The 16,184-nt window shown below is 72.0% G+C and carries 12 protein-coding genes; 9 read left to right on the top strand and 3 right to left on the bottom strand.

Annotation, left to right across the window (positions count from 1 at the left end; genetic code table 11):
• Positions 1-273 precede the first annotated feature (273 nt).
• The 4 genes from B5D80_RS09465 (at position 274) to B5D80_RS09450 (ending at position 4,055) form a co-directional block, all read left to right on the top strand.
• Positions 274-1,077: an HAD family hydrolase gene (locus B5D80_RS09465; protein WP_088643437.1), complete on the top strand. Its 804-nt coding sequence runs from the start codon at positions 274-276 to the stop codon at positions 1,075-1,077.
• A gap of 196 nt (positions 1,078-1,273) precedes the next feature.
• On the top strand, positions 1,274-2,167 hold the full coding sequence (locus B5D80_RS09460) for a hypothetical protein (RefSeq protein ID WP_088643436.1): 894 nt from the start codon (positions 1,274-1,276) through the stop codon (positions 2,165-2,167).
• Positions 2,164-3,528, top strand: coding sequence for a methyltransferase family protein (locus B5D80_RS09455; protein WP_088643435.1), 1,365 nt, complete (start codon positions 2,164-2,166; stop codon positions 3,526-3,528). Before B5D80_RS09460 ends, B5D80_RS09455 begins: the two co-directional genes overlap by 4 nt.
• A complete protein-coding gene (locus B5D80_RS09450; RefSeq protein WP_088643434.1) occupies positions 3,423-4,055 on the top strand; it encodes a TetR/AcrR family transcriptional regulator in 633 nt (210 codons plus the stop codon). The genes B5D80_RS09455 and B5D80_RS09450 overlap by 106 nt, the downstream gene beginning before the upstream one ends.
• A 42-nt stretch (positions 4,056-4,097) precedes the next feature.
• Here the strand turns inward: B5D80_RS09450 and B5D80_RS09445 are convergent, their stop codons facing one another.
• A complete protein-coding gene (locus B5D80_RS09445) occupies positions 4,098-4,844 on the bottom strand; it encodes a Fic family protein (RefSeq protein WP_088643433.1) in 747 nt (248 codons plus the stop codon).
• A gap of 269 nt (positions 4,845-5,113) precedes the next feature.
• Here B5D80_RS09445 and acs point away from each other — a divergent pair, with 269 nt between their 5' ends.
• The 5 genes from acs (at position 5,114) to B5D80_RS09420 (ending at position 14,463) form a co-directional block, all read left to right on the top strand.
• Positions 5,114-7,078 carry an acetate--CoA ligase gene (gene acs, locus B5D80_RS09440; RefSeq protein ID WP_088643432.1) on the top strand — a complete coding sequence of 655 codons (1,965 nt, stop codon included), beginning with the start codon at positions 5,114-5,116 and terminating at the stop codon, positions 7,076-7,078.
• A gap of 226 nt (positions 7,079-7,304) precedes the next feature.
• Positions 7,305-10,100: an immune inhibitor A domain-containing protein gene (locus B5D80_RS09435; protein ID WP_245854392.1), complete on the top strand. Its 2,796-nt coding sequence runs from the start codon at positions 7,305-7,307 to the stop codon at positions 10,098-10,100.
• 370 nt (positions 10,101-10,470) lie between these two features.
• Positions 10,471-12,861: an immune inhibitor A domain-containing protein gene (locus B5D80_RS09430; RefSeq protein ID WP_088643431.1), complete on the top strand. Its 2,391-nt coding sequence runs from the start codon at positions 10,471-10,473 to the stop codon at positions 12,859-12,861.
• A 158-nt stretch (positions 12,862-13,019) separates the two neighbouring features.
• Positions 13,020-13,433: a hypothetical protein gene (locus B5D80_RS33315; RefSeq protein WP_158224157.1), complete on the top strand. Its 414-nt coding sequence runs from the start codon at positions 13,020-13,022 to the stop codon at positions 13,431-13,433.
• Between the two features lie 97 nt (positions 13,434-13,530).
• The gene (locus tag B5D80_RS09420; RefSeq protein WP_088643429.1) at positions 13,531-14,463 is read left to right on the top strand and encodes an alpha/beta fold hydrolase; all 933 of its coding nucleotides are present in this window, start codon (positions 13,531-13,533) and stop codon (positions 14,461-14,463) included.
• An 86-nt stretch (positions 14,464-14,549) separates the two neighbouring features.
• Here the strand turns inward: B5D80_RS09420 and B5D80_RS09415 are convergent, their stop codons facing one another.
• Positions 14,550-14,915 (bottom strand): hypothetical protein, encoded by a 366-nt coding sequence (locus B5D80_RS09415; protein ID WP_088643428.1) that lies wholly within the window; start codon positions 14,913-14,915, stop codon positions 14,550-14,552.
• Positions 14,912-16,184: SseB family protein (locus B5D80_RS09410; protein WP_211291446.1), on the bottom strand; the 1,273-nt coding region annotated here is incomplete at its 5' end. The genes B5D80_RS09415 and B5D80_RS09410, both read right to left, overlap by 4 nt.

The following is a 16,184-nucleotide window of genomic DNA, read 5'->3' as shown; positions in this document are numbered from 1 at the left end:
GGGGTTGAGCCGAACCGGCCCGGCGGTCACGGGGGGTGCGACCGCCGAGGGTCTCTCAGCTTTCCGGCACATGAATCGTTGTCGTGGGGACAAGTCTGCCCGAGCGGACTGTTCACGTCGAGTGCTGTCGACCCCACTCATTGCGAAATTATGATCGGAGAGTGTGACTGCGATCACGTTGAGCATTCGTGGGCGGAATGCTCCCGCAGGTCGAGGGGGTATTGACCCCAGGGCACCCGCCGACCCTGGGGCGTCGGACTAGACTTGCCCGCCGTGGGCCGAAGTGCCGCTTTCTTCGATCTGGACAAGACCGTCATCGCCAAGTCGAGCGCCTTGGCATTCGGTCGGCCGTTCTACCGGGACGGGCTGATCACGCGACGGGACGTCGTGAAGTCGGCGTACGCGCAGCTGATGTTCCGGCTGGGCGGCACCGACGAGCAGACCATGGCCAGGACCAGGGATTACCTCGCCGCACTCTGCAAGGGCTGGCGGGTGGAACAGGTCCGTCAGATCGTCGCGGAGACGCTCCACGAGCTGATCAACCCCTACGTGTACGCCGAGGCCGCCGCGCTGATCGAGGAGCACCAGGCGGCCGGCCGGGACGTCGTGCTGGTCTCCGCCTCCGGTGAGGAGATGGTCCGGCCGATCGGCGCGCTGCTCGGGGTGACCGACGTGATCGCCACCCGGATGAGCGTGCAGGACGGCCGCTACAGCGGCGAGGTGGAGTTCTACGCGGCCGGTCCGAGCAAGGTCGAGGCGGTCAACGAGCTGGCCGCCGCCCGGGGTTACGACCTGGCCGACTCGTACGCCTACTCCGACTCGTACAGTGACCGGCCGTTGCTGGAGTGCGTGGGGCATCCGAGCGTGGTGAACCCGGACCGGGCACTGCGCCGGCTCGCGGTGGAGAACGCCTGGCCGGTGCTGGAGTTCCGGCACCCGATCCCGCTGGGCCGTCGGCTGCGGGAGCGGCCGGCCGTCCCGGTGGCCGCGGCGGCGCTCGGCGTCGGCGTCGGGGTGGCGATCGGCATCGCCTGGTACGGCCGGCACCGCCGCACCCGCGCCGTCCAGGCCGCCTGACGCCCCCGCCCGTTCAGGCCGCCCGCCCCACCGCGACCATCTCCTGACCTTCGGGCCTCCTGACCCACCACGACCGCCCCAGACCCTTCCGGCCGCCCGGACCCCCCGGCAAGACCCCCGCGTACCCCCGATTGAGCGATCGCTCAAATCAGCCTATGCTCGATTTTGAGCAGGTGCTCAAAATCGGGAGGTAGAGATGAACGAGCAGGATCGACCGCCCCGGCGGACCGCCGCGAACTGGGTGCTCGCCGGCCTGATCTCGGCCTTCGGCATGGTGGTGTTTGTCGCCACCGTGCTCGACGGGCGGGCCGACAGCGCCCTGCTCTTCGTGCTGCTCCCGACGGCCCTCGCCGCCACCCTCGCCCTGCTGCCCGGCCGCACCGCGCACGGCCGGGTCTTCGTGGTCACCACGATCGCCCTGCTGCTGGCGGCGGTCGCGCTGCACGAGGGGGCGGTCTGCGTCGTCCTCGCCGCCCCACTGGTCTACGCGGTGTCGCACGGGACCACCGCCCTGATCCGCGCGCTGCGCGACGCCTCCCGCCCGTACGCCGTCATCGCGGTGCCGTTGCTGCTCCTGCCGGGGCTGGAGGGCAGCGGACCGGCTCCCCGGCTGGCACCCGACCAGTCCGTCGAGGTGGCCCGGGTGGTGGCCCTGCCGGCCGACCAGGTGGCCGCCCGACTCGCCGCCGGTCCCCGCCCCGTACCGGTGCGCTCGGTGCCGCTGCGGCTGCTCGGCGTGCCCACGCCCGGCCAGGTCAGCGGGGACGGGCTCGACCCGGGTGACAGGTGGATGTTCGGCTACCACGGCAGCGCGCACGGCCCCGGCGGCCACCTCCTCGCCGAGGTGGAGACGGTGGGGGTGCAGCGGGTCGGGTTCCGGTTCGTCGAGGACAGCTCGATCACCGCGCGCTGGTTCCGCTGGCGGCACGCCACGCTGAGCTGGCGGGCCGTCGACGAGCGGCACACCGAGGTACGCATCCGGGTGGACTACACCCGGGGGCTCGACCCCTCCTGGTACTTCGGGCCGATCCAGCAGGCACTGCTCGGCGCGGGGACGGGACACCTGCTGGACATGATGGCGCTGCGATGATCGCCGCCCGCTACCTCAGCCTGGCGGTGCCGTTGCTGGCCGTGCTCGCCGCCGCCCGGGTCGACCGGAGCCGCGCCGGTCGGGCGGCGGCGCTGCTGGCCTTCCTCGCCGCCGGCATCGGCATCGCCGCCCTCGACGAGGTGGCCCGGCGCGCCGGCTGGTACACGTTCATCCCGGTCCGGGGAAGCTACCGGGGCATGCCTGTCGACCTCTGGATCGGCTGGGCCGTGCTCTGGGGTCCGCTGCCCGTGCTGCTGCGCCGGACCCTGCCGTTGCCGGTGGCGCTGGGCCTGCTGCTCTGGGTCGACGCGGTGGCCATGCCCGCGCTGCACCCGCTGGTCCGGCTCGGCCCGGACTGGCTGGTCGGCGAGCTGGTCGGGCTGCTCGTGGTGGCCCTGCCGACGCAACTGCTCGGCCGCTGGTGCGCCGACCGGCGGCACCTGGCGGCCCGCGCGCTGCTCCAGGTCGGGGTCTTCACCGCCCTGCTGCTGTGGCTCGTCCCCAGCCTGGCCTTCGAGGTCGGCGACGGGTCCTGGGCGGCGGTGACCGAACTGCCCCGGCCCGCCCTGCTGCTCCTCGCCCAGGTGGCGCTGGTGCTGGCCGCCCCGGCGCTCGCCGCGGTCCGCGAGTTCGTCACCCACGGCGACGGCACGCCGTACCCGTGGGATCCGCCCGTACGGCTGGTCACCACCGGGCCGTACGCCTACCTGGCCAACCCGATGCAGACCGGTGCCGTGGCGCTGGTGCTGCTCACCGCCGCGCTCACCCGCAGTTCCGCACTGGTGCTGGCGGCGGTGGTGGCGGTCGCCTTCAGCGTGGCGGTGGCCCGCCCGCACGAGGAACACGACCTGGCCGACCGGCACGGCGGGGCGTGGCGCGCGTACCGGCGGCAGGTCCGGAACTGGTGGCCGCGTCGGCGGCCGTACCACGTGGGGCCGGCGGCGGTCCTGTTCCTCGACGACACCTGCGGCCCGTGCGCCGCGACCTGGCGGTTCGTCGCCCGTCGCCACCCGGTGGGCCTGCTGGTACGTCCCGCCACCGAGGCCGAGGGGGTGCTGTGGCGGGCGGCGTACACCGACGGCGACGGCCGGTCGGAACGGGGGGTGGCCGCCGTCGCCGCCGCGCTGGGGCACCTGCACCTCGGGTGGGCGGTGGTCGGCTGGGTCCTGCGGCTGCCCGGGATCGGTTGGCTGGCGCAACTGGTGACCGATGCGATGATCACACCGCCGCATCCGGCGGGCCCCCGAGGAGGACGATGTCCGGCACCAAGCAGCGACTCCTGGACGGCGCCATCACCGCCATCCGTACGCACGGCATCGCCGGTGTGTCCGCCCGCACCATCGCCGCGGCCGCCGGGGTGAACCAGGCGCTGGTCTTCTACCACTTCGGCACGGTCGACGACCTCCTGACGGCGGCCTGCCGGGCCAGCACGGCCGACCGGCTCGCGCACTGGTCGGCCCGGCTGGCCGGGGTGGGCTCGCTGCGGGAACTGCTCGCCGTCGGGCAGGAGCTGCACGAGCAGGAGCGCGAGCTGGGCAACGTCTCGTTCCTGGCCCAGATGCTGGCCGGGGCGCAGACCGACGAGCGGCTCGCCGCGCCCACCGCCGCCGCGCTCCAACTCTGGGTGGACGAGATCGAGTCGGTGCTGCGCCGGCTGCTCGCCGGTTCACCCTTCGCCGAGATCGCGGACGTGCCCGGCCTGTCCCGGGCCGTCTGCGCCGCGTTCGTCGGCCTGGAACTCTACGACGGGGTGGACCGGGCGGGCGTACGGCAGGCGATGTCGGCGCTCGACCAGCTCGCCGTGCTCATCGAGATCGTCGACGACCTCGGGCCGGTGGCCCGGCGGGCGCTGCGTTCCCGGGTGAACCGGGCCGCCCGCCGGGACTGACCACGCACCCGGCACCGGTCGGAAGGCGCGGACGGAACCCGGTCAGGCGGCGGCGATGATCTCGTCGCCGACGACGGTGAGCTGGTCCGCGCCGACCTCCACGGCCGTCAGGTAGTGCCGCAGCCAGGAGCGCAGACCGTCGGGGGTGCCGGTGGCGAAGGCCCCGGCCGCGCCGACGTACTCGGGTTGCCGCTCCCGGTGGCCGACGTCGACGGCGACCAGGCCGCGCGGGTCGAACCCCCGGGACATCAGCACCAGCCGGGCGGCGGCGCGGGCCACCACCCCGGACGGGCCGGCGAAGGGCCGCAGGTTGAGCAGTTCACCGTGCACCACGGCGGCGAGGACCAGCGGGGAGACCGTCGTCCCGCCGGCGACCAGGCCGGCCAGCCCGTCGAGCCGGGCGGCCACCACCGGGTCGGCGACCGGCCGCCCCAGCTCGGCCTCGGCGACCACGTCCCGGGCGGCGAGGACGTGCAGCCGGGCCAGTGCCTGCCGGGGGGCCTTCGGCCACAGCTCGGTCAACCCGGGCAACGCACCGGCCACCCGCAGCGCCCCCTGGAGCACCGGCTCGGTGACGGTGCCGGCGCGGACCGCCTCGCGCTCGTGGTCGTACCCCTCCAGGGCGGCGCTGGCCACCGCGCTGCGCAGGCCGACCTCGGCCGCGACCTGGCCGCCGTGGCGGCGCAGCGCGCGGTGCCGCATCGCCTGGTCGACCCGCTCACGGGCCCGCTCGACGGCGGGGGCGATGTCGGCGAGCGCGAGCAGCGGGGCGAGCGGATCGGTGGTCACCCCGCCACGCTAGCGACCGGACGACCCCGGCCGGACGCCACCCGCCGCCGGGCGTACGCCACCCCGCCCGGCACCGACCCGCCGACGTCCAAGATCAGCACCGCCCGGGGGGTCGCGTCCGTTCCTGATCAGGGCGGGAATCCGGGCCGTCGAGCGCGCCGGGACGGCCGCTGAGCGCGCCGGACGGCACCGGGGGTGTCGCGGTCCCGAGCTGCCCGGACTAACCTCGGCCGGGTAGAGACGCAGGTCACCGACGAAGGAGTCACCGGATGAGCGAGGCCTTGGCCAACCTGCTGAACGAGACGCGCCAGTTCCCGCCGCCGGCCGCACTCGCCGCCCAGGCCAACGTCACGGCCGGCGCGTACGACGAGGCCGGCGCGGACCGGCTCGCCTTCTGGGAGCGGCAGGCCGGCCGGTTGGCCTGGGCCAGGCCGTGGGACGAGGTGCTCGACTGGTCGAACCCGCCGTTCGCGAAGTGGTTCGTCGGCGGCCAGCTCAACGTGGCGTACAACTGCCTGGACCGGCACGTGGAGGCCGGCCTGGGCGACCGGGTGGCGATCCACTGGGAGGGCGAGCCGGGCGACACCCGCACCCTCACCTACGCCGACCTGCACCGGCTGACCTGCCAGGCGGCGAACGCGCTGACCGACCTGGGTGTGGTCGCCGGTGACCGGGTGGCGATCTACCTGCCGATGATCCCCGAGGCGGCGGTGGCGATGCTGGCCTGCGCCCGGATCGGCGCGACCCACAGCGTGGTCTTCGGCGGCTTCTCCGCCGACGCGCTGAGCAACCGCATCTCCGACGCCAGCGCCAAGGTGGTGATCACCGCCGATGGCGGCTACCGGCGGGGCAAGCCGTCGGCGCTGAAGCCGACGGTGGACGAGGCGGTGGCGAACTGCCCGTCGATCGAGCACGTGCTGGTGGTCCGGCGCACCGGCGAGGAGGTCGGCTGGTCGGCGAAGGACCACTGGTGGCACGAGACGGTCGAGACGGCGTCGGCCGAGCACGTCGCGCAGCCGTTCGACGCCGAGCACCCGCTGTTCATCCTCTACACCAGCGGCACCACCGCCCGTCCGAAGGGCATCCTGCACACCACCGGCGGCTACCTCACCCAGGCCGCGTGGACGGCGCACGCGGTGTTCGACCTGAAGCCTGCGACCGACGTCTACTGGTGCACCGCCGACATCGGCTGGGTCACCGGGCACTCCTACATCGTGTACGGGCCGCTGGCCAACGGCGCCACCCAGGTGATGTACGAGGGCACCCCGGACACCCCGCACAAGGGCCGGTTCTGGGAGATCGTCGACAGGTACAAGGTCAGCATCCTCTACACCGCGCCGACGCTGATCCGCACCATGATGAAGTGGGGCGAGGACATCCCGGCGGGCTTCGACCTGTCGTCGCTGCGCCTGCTGGGCAGCGTCGGCGAGCCGATCAACCCGGAGGCGTGGATGTGGTACCGCCAGCACGTCGGCCGGGGTGAGCTGCCGATCGTGGACACCTGGTGGCAGACCGAGACCGGCGCGATCATGATCTCCCCGTTGCCGGGGGTGACCGCGGCCAAGCCGGGTTCGGCGATGACCCCGCTGCCGGGCATCGTCGCCGACGTGGTGGACGACCAGGGCCAGTCGGTGCCCGACGGTGGCGGCGGCTACCTGGTGCTGCGCGAGCCGTGGCCGTCGATGCTGCGCACCATCTGGGGCGACGACAACCGGTTCATCGAGACGTACTGGTCCCGGTTCGAGGGGATGTACTTCGCCGGGGACGGGGCCAAGAAGGACGACGACGGGCACATCTGGCTGCTCGGCCGGGTCGACGACGTGATGCTGGTGTCGGGGCACAACATCTCCACCACCGAGGTGGAGTCGGCGCTGGTGTCGCACCCGGCGGTGGCCGAGGCGGCGGTGGTCGGCGCGACCGACCCGACCACCGGGCAGGCGATCGTCGCGTTCGCCATCCCGCGCGGCACCGCCGACACCGCGGGCGAGGCGGGTGAGCAGCTCATCGCCGAGCTGCGCAACCACGTGGCGAAGACGCTCGGCCCGATCGCCAAGCCCCGGCAGATCATGCTGGTGCCGGAGCTGCCGAAGACCCGTTCCGGCAAGATCATGCGCCGGTTGCTGCGGGACGTGGCGGAGAACCGGTCGCTGGGTGACGTGACGACGCTCCAGGACTCCTCGGTGATGGAGCTGATCTCCTCCGGGCTCAGCGGTGGGAAGTCCGACGAGGACTAACGACAGCCGTACCCGACGGTGGGTGCCGGTCCGCGAGGGCCGGCACCCACCGTCTTTTTAGGGGTACGAATCGGTCGGTAGGCCGAGCCGACTCGGGCTGAACGGGCAGAGGCACCGGCACCCCCTTCCGGGTGCGAACCCTTCTCATTTAGGTTCAGCGATATCGACTGGGCTCGACGCAGGTCTCACCGGCGATCCCTTTCCCATGCCCGAGAAACGGAGTGGCATGAACATTCTCCCGTCCACCAGGGCACGTCGACGGCTCCTCGTCGCGTTGCCCGCCCTCGCTCTCGTCGCCTCGTCACTGACCGTGACCGGCAGTGCGGCGGCCCAACCTGCCGGGCCGGCCACACCGACCCGGATCGGGGCCGACGAGCACTACCTCAACTACGCCGAGCCGGAGGTGCAGCCGGACACCGCGGGTAAGGAGGTCCGGGGCGCCGACGGGATCCGTACCCCGGCGGCGGACGAGGCGCGCGCGTACGACCGCAAGTTTGCCGGCGGCAACCCGCTGGCAGCCCGGGAACTGGCCCGCAACGAGGCGCGGGCGATCCGCACCGGGCAGAGCCCGCGCGCGTTCAAGAAGGCCAAGAGCACCCAGACGGCCAAGCTGCTCACCCTGCTTGTCGAGTTCAACGACCAGGCCAACGACGACTTCACCGGGGTGATGGTCCCCAAGACGGTGTTCGAGGACCGCACCTGCGTGCCCGGCACCGTCCAGAACGGACCGAAGCACAACAACATCCCCAACCCGGCGACCCTGCCGCACGAGGACAACAACTCGATGTGGGTGCCGGACTTCTCGCCGGCCCACTTCGACAAGATGCTCTACACCAAGCAGGGCATCACCGAGCGGGTCCGTAAGGACCTCAAGGGACCGGACGGCAAGAAGGGCATCGACCTGTCCGGCCGCACCATGCACAACATGTACCTGGAGATGTCCAAGGGCGCGTACACGGTGGACGGGCAGGCCAGCCCGTGGATCAGCGTGCCGCACTCGGAGGGCTGGTACGCGGCCTCGCGCTGCTTCCAGGACGAGACCGGCGCCTGGGTCGCCGGCCGGCAGCAGGCGATGAACGGCCACCCGGACAACCCGCAGGGCGCGGGGCGGCTCGCCACCGACGCGATCGACGCGCTGGCCGCGGCCGACCCGAACTTCCCGTGGGCCGACTACGACATCGAGGACCAGGGCGACCGGGACGGCGACGGCAACGTCAACGAGCCGGACGGCGTGATCGACCACCTGGTGCTGGTGCACGCCGGTCAGGGCAAGTCCCGGGGCGGCGGCGACCAGGGCGTGTACGCGGTCTGGGCGCACTCCTCCACGGTCGCCGGCGGTTACACCATCCCCGGCACCAACCTGAAGGTGTCGAACTACATCGTGCAGCCGGAGGACGCCGGGGTCGGCGTCTTCGCCCACGAGTTCGGTCACGACCTGGGCCTGCCGGACCTCTACGACACCTCGGGCAACGCCGACTCGGACGTCGACTTCTGGGACCTGATGGCGTCCGGCTCGCACACCGGTGAGATCTTCCAGGCCCTGCCCACCCACATGGGCATCTGGGACAAGTGGGTGCTGGGCTGGGCCGATCCGCTGACCATCGCCCCCGGCACCCGGACCCGGACGGCGACGCTCGGGCAGACCTCGCGGACCCCGGTAGGCACCCAGGACGGCATCAAGATCGACCTGCCGGACAAGGTGGTCACCCTCGCCCAGCCGCACAGCGGCACCGGCATGTGGTACAGCGGCGCCGACCAGGCCTGGGCCGACGTCAGGCTCAGCCGGCAGGTGGCCGTCCCGGCCGCCGGTGACGCGAAGTTCTGGATGTGGAACAACTACGTCATCGAGGACGACTGGGACTACGGCTTCGTGGAGGTCTCCACCGACGGCGGGGCCACCTGGGCCGAGCAGAAGGTCTACGACGCGGCCGGCGCGCTGGTCTCCACCAACGACGGTTACGCCGACCCGAACGGCCGCATGGTCGACTTCGGCAACAAGAAGTACGGCCTGACCGGCAGCACCGCCGGTTGGCGGCACGACTGGGTCGACCTGTCGGCGTACGCCGGGACGACCGTGCAGGTGCGGCTGCGGTACGCCACCGACGAGGCGTTCCAGGAGCGCGGCTGGTTCGTCGACGACCTGTCGGTCACCGGCGGCGGGGCCACCACGTTCAGCGACGACGTGGAGGGCGGCACGAACGGCTGGACGCAGACCGTCGGCACCTTCACCGACACCACCGGCGCGGGCTGGCACATCGACCCGGGCACCCAGACCAAGGCGCAGTACTACCTGGCCGAGTGGCGCAACTTCGACGGCTTCGACATGGGCCTGAAGTACGCCTACGACACCATCTACTCGCACGAGGCGTGGAAGGTCGACCGGATCTCGTACAACGCGCCGGGCATGCTGGTCTGGTACCGGGACACGATGCTGGGCGACGTCAACCACGTCACCGGGCAGATGACCGCGCTGCCCAGCTACGGGTCCAAGGGCGGGCTGCTGATCGTGGACTCGCACTACGACCCGCTGCGGCGTACCGGTGAGGCGGCGGCGAAGGACCCGTCGGTGCTGGACAACCTGCCGAGCCGGCCGCAGTCGTCGAACGCGGCGTTCTCGCTGAACCCGACGTACCCGTTCACCGAGTGCCTGGAGGCGGCGGACGAGCCGTACAGCGCGTACTGCACGAAGTTCGGGCGGCAGCGCCCGGTGTCGGGCTTCAACGACGCCAAGGGCTGGTACCCGGGCATCGAGATCCGCGACGGCTCGCCGTACGCCCGGGACAACGACGCCTCGGTGGTCGTCCCGTCGCGGGGCAACAAGCCGTACACCACCCGGGTGGTGAACCCGGACGGCACGCCGGCCACCGACTACTACGGGGTGACCCTGGGCGGTGGGGCGATCGTGCTCGGCACGGGCAACCCGTCGGACTCGAAGGTCCGCAACGGCGTGTCCATCAAGATCGAGTCGGCCGCGCCGGACAACTCGTACGCGGTCGTCCGGATCACTCCGGCGAAGTACTGAAGTCGCGCGCCGGGTACGCCCGGCGATGCGGTGGTAAGGGTCAGTAACTGACTGATCGGTGAACGGTGGGCCGTCGGTGGACAAGCCGGCGGCCCACTGTTTCCCGCATCCCGGCAACGGAATCGAAATACATCACTACGATTCTCCACCGGACCGTCCGCGCTGCTCATGACCGTTGGTGAACATCCGGTGTGTGACGGTGAAAAGCGTTCCCATCAAAATCTTGCAACAAATCGACGCGGACATCTTCCCACCCGTCCCAGCAGTGTCTATGTTCACCATGGGTCCCACTAGTGGGACGTCCATGCCGGCCCGTACCCCCGTTGGGCCGGTTCCCTCACACCGGAGGTACCACGTGCGCAAAGTCGCAGTGGGTCTGCTCGGGCTCTCGCTGACGGCGACAGGTCTGGTGACGGGTACGTCCGCCAGCGCCGCGCCGACGCCGAAGCTCCCGACGGCCGCCCCGTCGGTCGCGGAGCCCGCTAACGCGGACCACGATCTGCCCAACCCGCTCGAAACCAAGCGGCGGGCGCTGCGTCAGGAGGGCCTCAGCGAGGTCCTTTCCGGCAAGGCCAAGGCGCAGAAGATCAACGGCAGCACGGTCGTCAAGGTCGGCAAGACCCAGGCTGCGGGCAAGAACGCCCGGACGACGGCCTCGGGCGTCGCCCAGACGCAGGACCAGTACGTCGAGCTGGGCCGCGAGCAGACCGACAAGATCTTCGTGATCCTCGCGGAGTTCGGCAACGAGCGGCACCCGAGCTACCCGGACCAGGACACGGCCCCGGCCGTCCCCGGCCCGACCCGGTTCGACGGGCCGCTGCACAACGAGATCCCGGCCCCCAACCGGGCGGTGGACAACTCCACCGTCTGGCAGGCCGACTACAACGCCGACCACTTCCGGAAGCTGTACTTCGGCACCGGGCAGGGCGACGAGTCGCTGAAGCAGTACTACGAGGCCCAGTCCTCGGGTCGCTACAGCGTCGAGGGCGAGGTCACCGACTGGGTCAAGGTGAAGTACAACGAGGCCCGGTACGGCCGTTCCAACGGCTACCCCTGCGCCTCGAACGTCTGCAACAACACCTGGGCCCTGGTCCGGGACGCCGCCAACCAGTGGGTCGCCGACCAGAAGGCCGCCGGCCGCACCGACGCCCAGATCGCCGCCGACGTCAAGGCGATGGACCAGTGGGACCGGTACGACTTCGACGGCGACGGCGACTTCAACGAGCCGGACGGCTACATCGACCACTTCCAGATCGTCCACTCCGGCGGCGACCAGGCCGACGGCGACCCGATCCAGGGTGAGGACGCCATCTGGAGCCACCGGTGGTACGCCTTCGCCAGCGACCAGGGCAACACCGGCCCGGCGAACTTCCCGGCCGGCGGCACCCAGATCGGCAACACCGGCGTCTGGATCGGCGACTACACCATCCAGCCGGAGAACGGTGGCCGGAGCGTCTTCTACCACGAGTACGGTCACGACCTCGGTCTGCCGGACGACTACAACGTCATCAACAGCGGTGACAACAACAACGAGCACTGGACCCTGATGGCCCAGAGCCGGCTCGGTGCCAAGAACGACGGTGGCATCGGCGAGCGGGGCGGCGACCTCGGCGCGTGGAACAAGCTCCAGCTCGGCTGGCTCGACTACGAGGTCGTGGTGGCCGGCCAGCAGAAGACCCTCAACCTGGGCCCGCAGGAGTACAACTCCGACAAGGCGCAGGGTGCCGTGGTCGTGCTGCCGCAGCGGGAGTACAGCTTCCAGAACGGCAAGCCGTTCGAGGGGACGAAGCAGTTCTTCTCCGGCAACGACGACGACCTGAACACCACGATGACGCGGACGATCGACCTCACCGGGAAGACCAGCGCCGCGCTCACCATGAAGGGTCGTTACTCGATCGAGGCGGACTACGACTACCTCTTCTTCGAGGCCAGCACCGACGGCGGCCAGACCTGGGCCACCCTGCCGGGTACCGCCAACGGCAAGGCCCTCAAGGAGATCTCCCCCGGGCGCTTCGCCCTGGACGGCTCCAGCAACGGCCAGTGGGTCGACGTCAACATCCCGATGAACGCGGCGGCCGGCAAGGTGGTGCAGTTCCGGCTGCGCTACCAGACCGACGGTGGCGTCTCCGAGGGCGGCTTCTACGGTGACGCGATCACCATCACCGCCGACGGGCAGACCGTGCTCACCGACGGTGCGGAGGCCGGTGCCGCCGGCTGGACCCTGAACGGGTTCAGCATCGTGGCCGAGACCTACATCCGCAAGTTCGACAACTACTACATCGCCGGCAACCGGTCGTACGTGTCGTACGACCAGTACCTCAAGACCGGCCCGTACTACTTCGGTTACGCGAACAGCCGCCCGGACTACGTGGACCACTACGCGTACCAGGAGGGTCTGCTGATCTCCTACTGGAACCTCCGGTGGGCCGACAACGACACCTTCGACCACCCGGGCGAGGGTCGGAACATGATCATCGACGCGCACCCGGAGCCGCTGTACAACCTGACCGGTGCCCCGTGGCGGGCCCGCGTCCAGGTGTACGACGCGCCGTTCAGCCTGAAGAAGGCGGACTCGTTCACGCTGCACATCAACAGCGTGCCGCAGTACGTCCGCGGCCAGGCCGCGCAGCCGCTGTTCGACGACACCAAGCAGTACTGGTACCCGGAGCTGCCGAACCACGGCGTCAAGCTCCCGGCCACCGGCACCAAGATCCGCGTCGTGGAGCAGAACGGCACCTCGCTGAAGGTCCGCTTCTCCTGATCCGCTGATCAGCGCACCACCTGCTGTACCCGATGCCCGGGCAGGACTCCTGCCCGGGCATCGGCCCGTCCGGGGCCGGCCGGATGCCGCTGCGCCGCCGCCGTGGCACGCTGGCTCTGCGCGTACCCGTGGCGGGTGCGCCGGGAACGGAGACGACCGTGACCGACGACCCGACCCCGACCGACGACCGGACCCCGACCACCGACCCGCCTGCCGGTCGCCCACCGGCACCGCCCGCCGGCCGCGCGGCGACGCCGGGCCCGGCCGCCGGCCGGCCGGCACCGCTCTCCGTCGCCCCGCCGCCCGCCCCGCGCCGGCCCACCGCACCCCCACGGCACCCCACCGACCGACGCCGGCCGGACCGGCTCGCCGGCCGGATCACCCGGGGCGGCGACGGCCCGTGCTACGCCCTGGTCACCGACGACGGCCACGAGTACGCGCTGCACGGCCCCGGCCTGGGCACCGTCGCCACCGGCAGCACCGTCGTGGTCACCGTCGACCCGGCCGCGCCACCCCCCGCCTGCGGCCCCGGCACCCCGGTCGGCGTCGTCCGGATCAGCGTCGTCCGCTGAGTCCGCTCAGCCCGCCGGCCTCCGGTCCGACGCGGGTGCGGCCGTCCGCTCGGGTCGGCGGGGCGATCGACAGGCGCCGAGGTCCTAGGCTGTGCCCATGACCGAGCAGCGTGGCGGGCCCACCGACGAGTCCTGCGTCCTCACCGAGGGGCCGTGGACGCACCGGTTCGTCGGCGCGAACGGCAGCCGGTTCCACGTCGTCGAGGCGGGCACCGGGCCGATGGTGCTCTTCCTGCACGGCTTCCCGGAGCACTGGTGGGCCTGGCACACGATGCTCCCCGCCGTCGCCGACGCCGGTTTCCGGGCCGTCGCGGTGGACCTGCGCGGTTACGGCGCCAGCGACAAACCACCCCGGGGGTACGACGGTTACACCCTCGCCGCCGACGTCGCCGGCCTGATCCGCGCCCTCGGGGAACGGTCGGCCACCGTGGTCGGCGCCGGCTCGGGCGGGCTGATCGGCTGGACAGCCGCCTCGTTCCACCCCACCCTGGTCCGCCGGCTGGTGGTGCTCGGCGCGCCCCATCCGCTGCGGTTGCGCGCGGCCATCTTCGCCGACCCGCGCGGCCAGTTCGCCGCCTCCACCCCGGCGCTGAAGTTCCAGCTCCCCCGGTACGAGCACGTGCTCACCCGCAACGACGCCGCCGAGGTGCAGGAGATGCTGAGCCGTTGGGGTGGCCCCCGCTGGGTGGCCGGCCCCGACTTCGCCGGGTACGCGCAGCGCTGCCGGGAGGCGATGCTCATCCCGCAGGCCGCCTTCTGCGCGCTGGAAGGCTACCGGTGGGCCTTCCGCTCGGTGCTGCGGCTGCACGGCTACCGGTTCGTCCGGCTGATGCAGAAACCCCTGGTCACCCCCACCCTCCAGTTGCACGGGGCGGCCGACGTCGCGTCCCTGCCGCGCACCGCGCAGGGCTCCGGCCGGTACGTCAGCGCCCCCTACGAGTGGCGGCTGCTCGACGGGGTGGGCCACTTTCCCCACGTCGAGGCCGGCGACGTGGTGCTCGGCGAGATCCTGCGCTGGACCAAGTCCTGACCCGACCGGCCGGGTCGACGGTCCCCTGTCGACGGTCCCGTTCGTGCCAGGGACCGGGTCTTCCGGGTCGGGGTCGGGGTCGGCGGTCAGACGCGCTGTTCGCGCAGTTCGGCGACCTCGCCGGCCGGTGCCCAGCCCTGGTAGACGCCGAAGTCGAAGACCTCCAGCCCCATCGCCTGCGCCACCGGCCAGCGACCACCCGTGTACTCGACCCGCAGCCACCCGTCGTGCTCACCGAGCACGATGAACGGCTGCCCCTGCCAGGTGCAGGTGGTCCGCACGTACGCCAGGTCCTCGACCTCACCCGCCGGCACGACCCGCACGTACCGGCCGGGGCGTACCTCCTCGAAGCCGTCGGCGGGTTCCGGCTGGTAGATCCGTACGTGGTCGCCGTCCGGGCTGACCTGGTACTCCCGTCCCTGCCAGCGGGCCACGTAGCCGTCACGCATCACGGCTCGCCCACCCGTCGCCAGACCAGCGCGTCGGTGTCCAGGACGGCGATCACCCGTTCGGTGCCCTCCGTGCCGATCCGCCAGAGCTGTGCGCCGTGCGGCAACCTGGCGCTGTCCACCTTGAACTCGGCCACCACGTCGCTGCTCTCGCCGGGGGCGAAGCCGTTGCCCCGGAACGGTGCGCGCTCGATCACCCAGCCCTCCATGGCCCGCATCGCCGCCTCGTTCTGCCCGCCGTACGGGATGCGGTAGAGACTCGGCCGGTACGCGGGCCAGCGCAGCACGTAGGTGGCCTCGGCGTCGCGGGCGAAGGGCGAATCGGGGTAGCCCAGCCCCAGGGCGTCGTGCAGTTCCGCCGGGGTGGTCAGGTGGGCCAACTCGCCGGCCCGGTGCACGAAACCGGAGACCCGGTCGTAGCCGCGTTCCAGGTAGTAGGCGAGTTGGCTCGGGGCGACCGCCTTCTGCATCACCACCGGACGGGACGGGTCGGTGACCGGCGGGGCGTACCGGGTGCGTTCGGCGGGTGCCTCGGCGGCGGCCACCGGCTCCACGTCCGCCTCGTCACCGAGCCCGACCTCGGCCGCCCAGCTGGCCAGGGCCACGATCTGCTCACCGGGGAGCTTGGCCCCGACCGGGCTGCCCGGATTGACGGCGAACGCCCAGCCCGGGTCCGGCCACCGCCGGATCAGCTGCACGAAACGCACCTCGATCGTCTCGACCGGCGGCACGTCGTGCTCGGCCAGCCGTTCCGGGGACGTGTAGACCACCACGTACGTCTCACCGTCGGTCGTCCCGGTACGCCACTGGAAACCGGGCTCGCCGGGGCGGCTGCCGGCCACCGAATCGGGGTTGACCGGAAGCAGCACCCGGGCCAGCAGCAGGGTGGAAAGGAAACCGTCGGTGCTGCCGGCGCCGACCGCGTCCAGCAGGTTCTCCTCGACCTCGTTGGCGGGCAGGAACGGCTCGTCGGCGGTCGCCGGGGTGTCCGCACCGACGGTCGTCGACGGGGTTCCGGGCGGCGTGCTACCGGTCGGGGCCGGGTCGGTGGTCGGGCCCGGTGCCGCCGGGGAGGCCGGCACTGCGGTGGTCGGTGCCGCCGGGGAGGCCTGCGCGGCGGTGTTCGGTGCTGCCGGGGAGGTCTGCGCGGCCCGTTCGGCGGCGGGGGTCCACAGGTCGACCGGGGTGGAACGCGGGTCGACGTCGTCCGCTGCCGGCACGGTGGCCGCCGGGACCGCTCCGGCGGCAGCCCGAGCCGGCGCACCGTCCGTG

It is taken from the genome of Micromonospora wenchangensis, from assembly GCF_002210435.1.
Lineage (GTDB): Bacteria > Actinomycetota > Actinomycetes > Mycobacteriales > Micromonosporaceae > Micromonospora > Micromonospora wenchangensis.
Note: the sequence above shows the minus strand (reverse complement) of the source record. Positions and strands in the feature narration are given on the sequence as shown.

What these genes read in the sequence shown, in the direction of transcription:
- acs (WP_088643432.1), top strand. Translation starts at nt 5,114, where the DNA reads ATGAGCGAGGCCTTGGCCAACCTGCTGAACGAGACGCGCCAGTTCCCG.
- B5D80_RS09455 (WP_088643435.1), top strand. Translation starts at nt 2,164, where the DNA reads ATGATCGCCGCCCGCTACCTCAGCCTGGCGGTGCCGTTGCTGGCCGTG.
- B5D80_RS09435 (WP_245854392.1), top strand. Translation starts at nt 7,305, where the DNA reads ATGAACATTCTCCCGTCCACCAGGGCACGTCGACGGCTCCTCGTCGCG.
- B5D80_RS09460 (WP_088643436.1), top strand. Translation starts at nt 1,274, where the DNA reads ATGAACGAGCAGGATCGACCGCCCCGGCGGACCGCCGCGAACTGGGTG.
- B5D80_RS09420 (WP_088643429.1), top strand. Translation starts at nt 13,531, where the DNA reads ATGACCGAGCAGCGTGGCGGGCCCACCGACGAGTCCTGCGTCCTCACC.
- B5D80_RS09450 (WP_088643434.1), top strand. Translation starts at nt 3,423, where the DNA reads ATGTCCGGCACCAAGCAGCGACTCCTGGACGGCGCCATCACCGCCATC.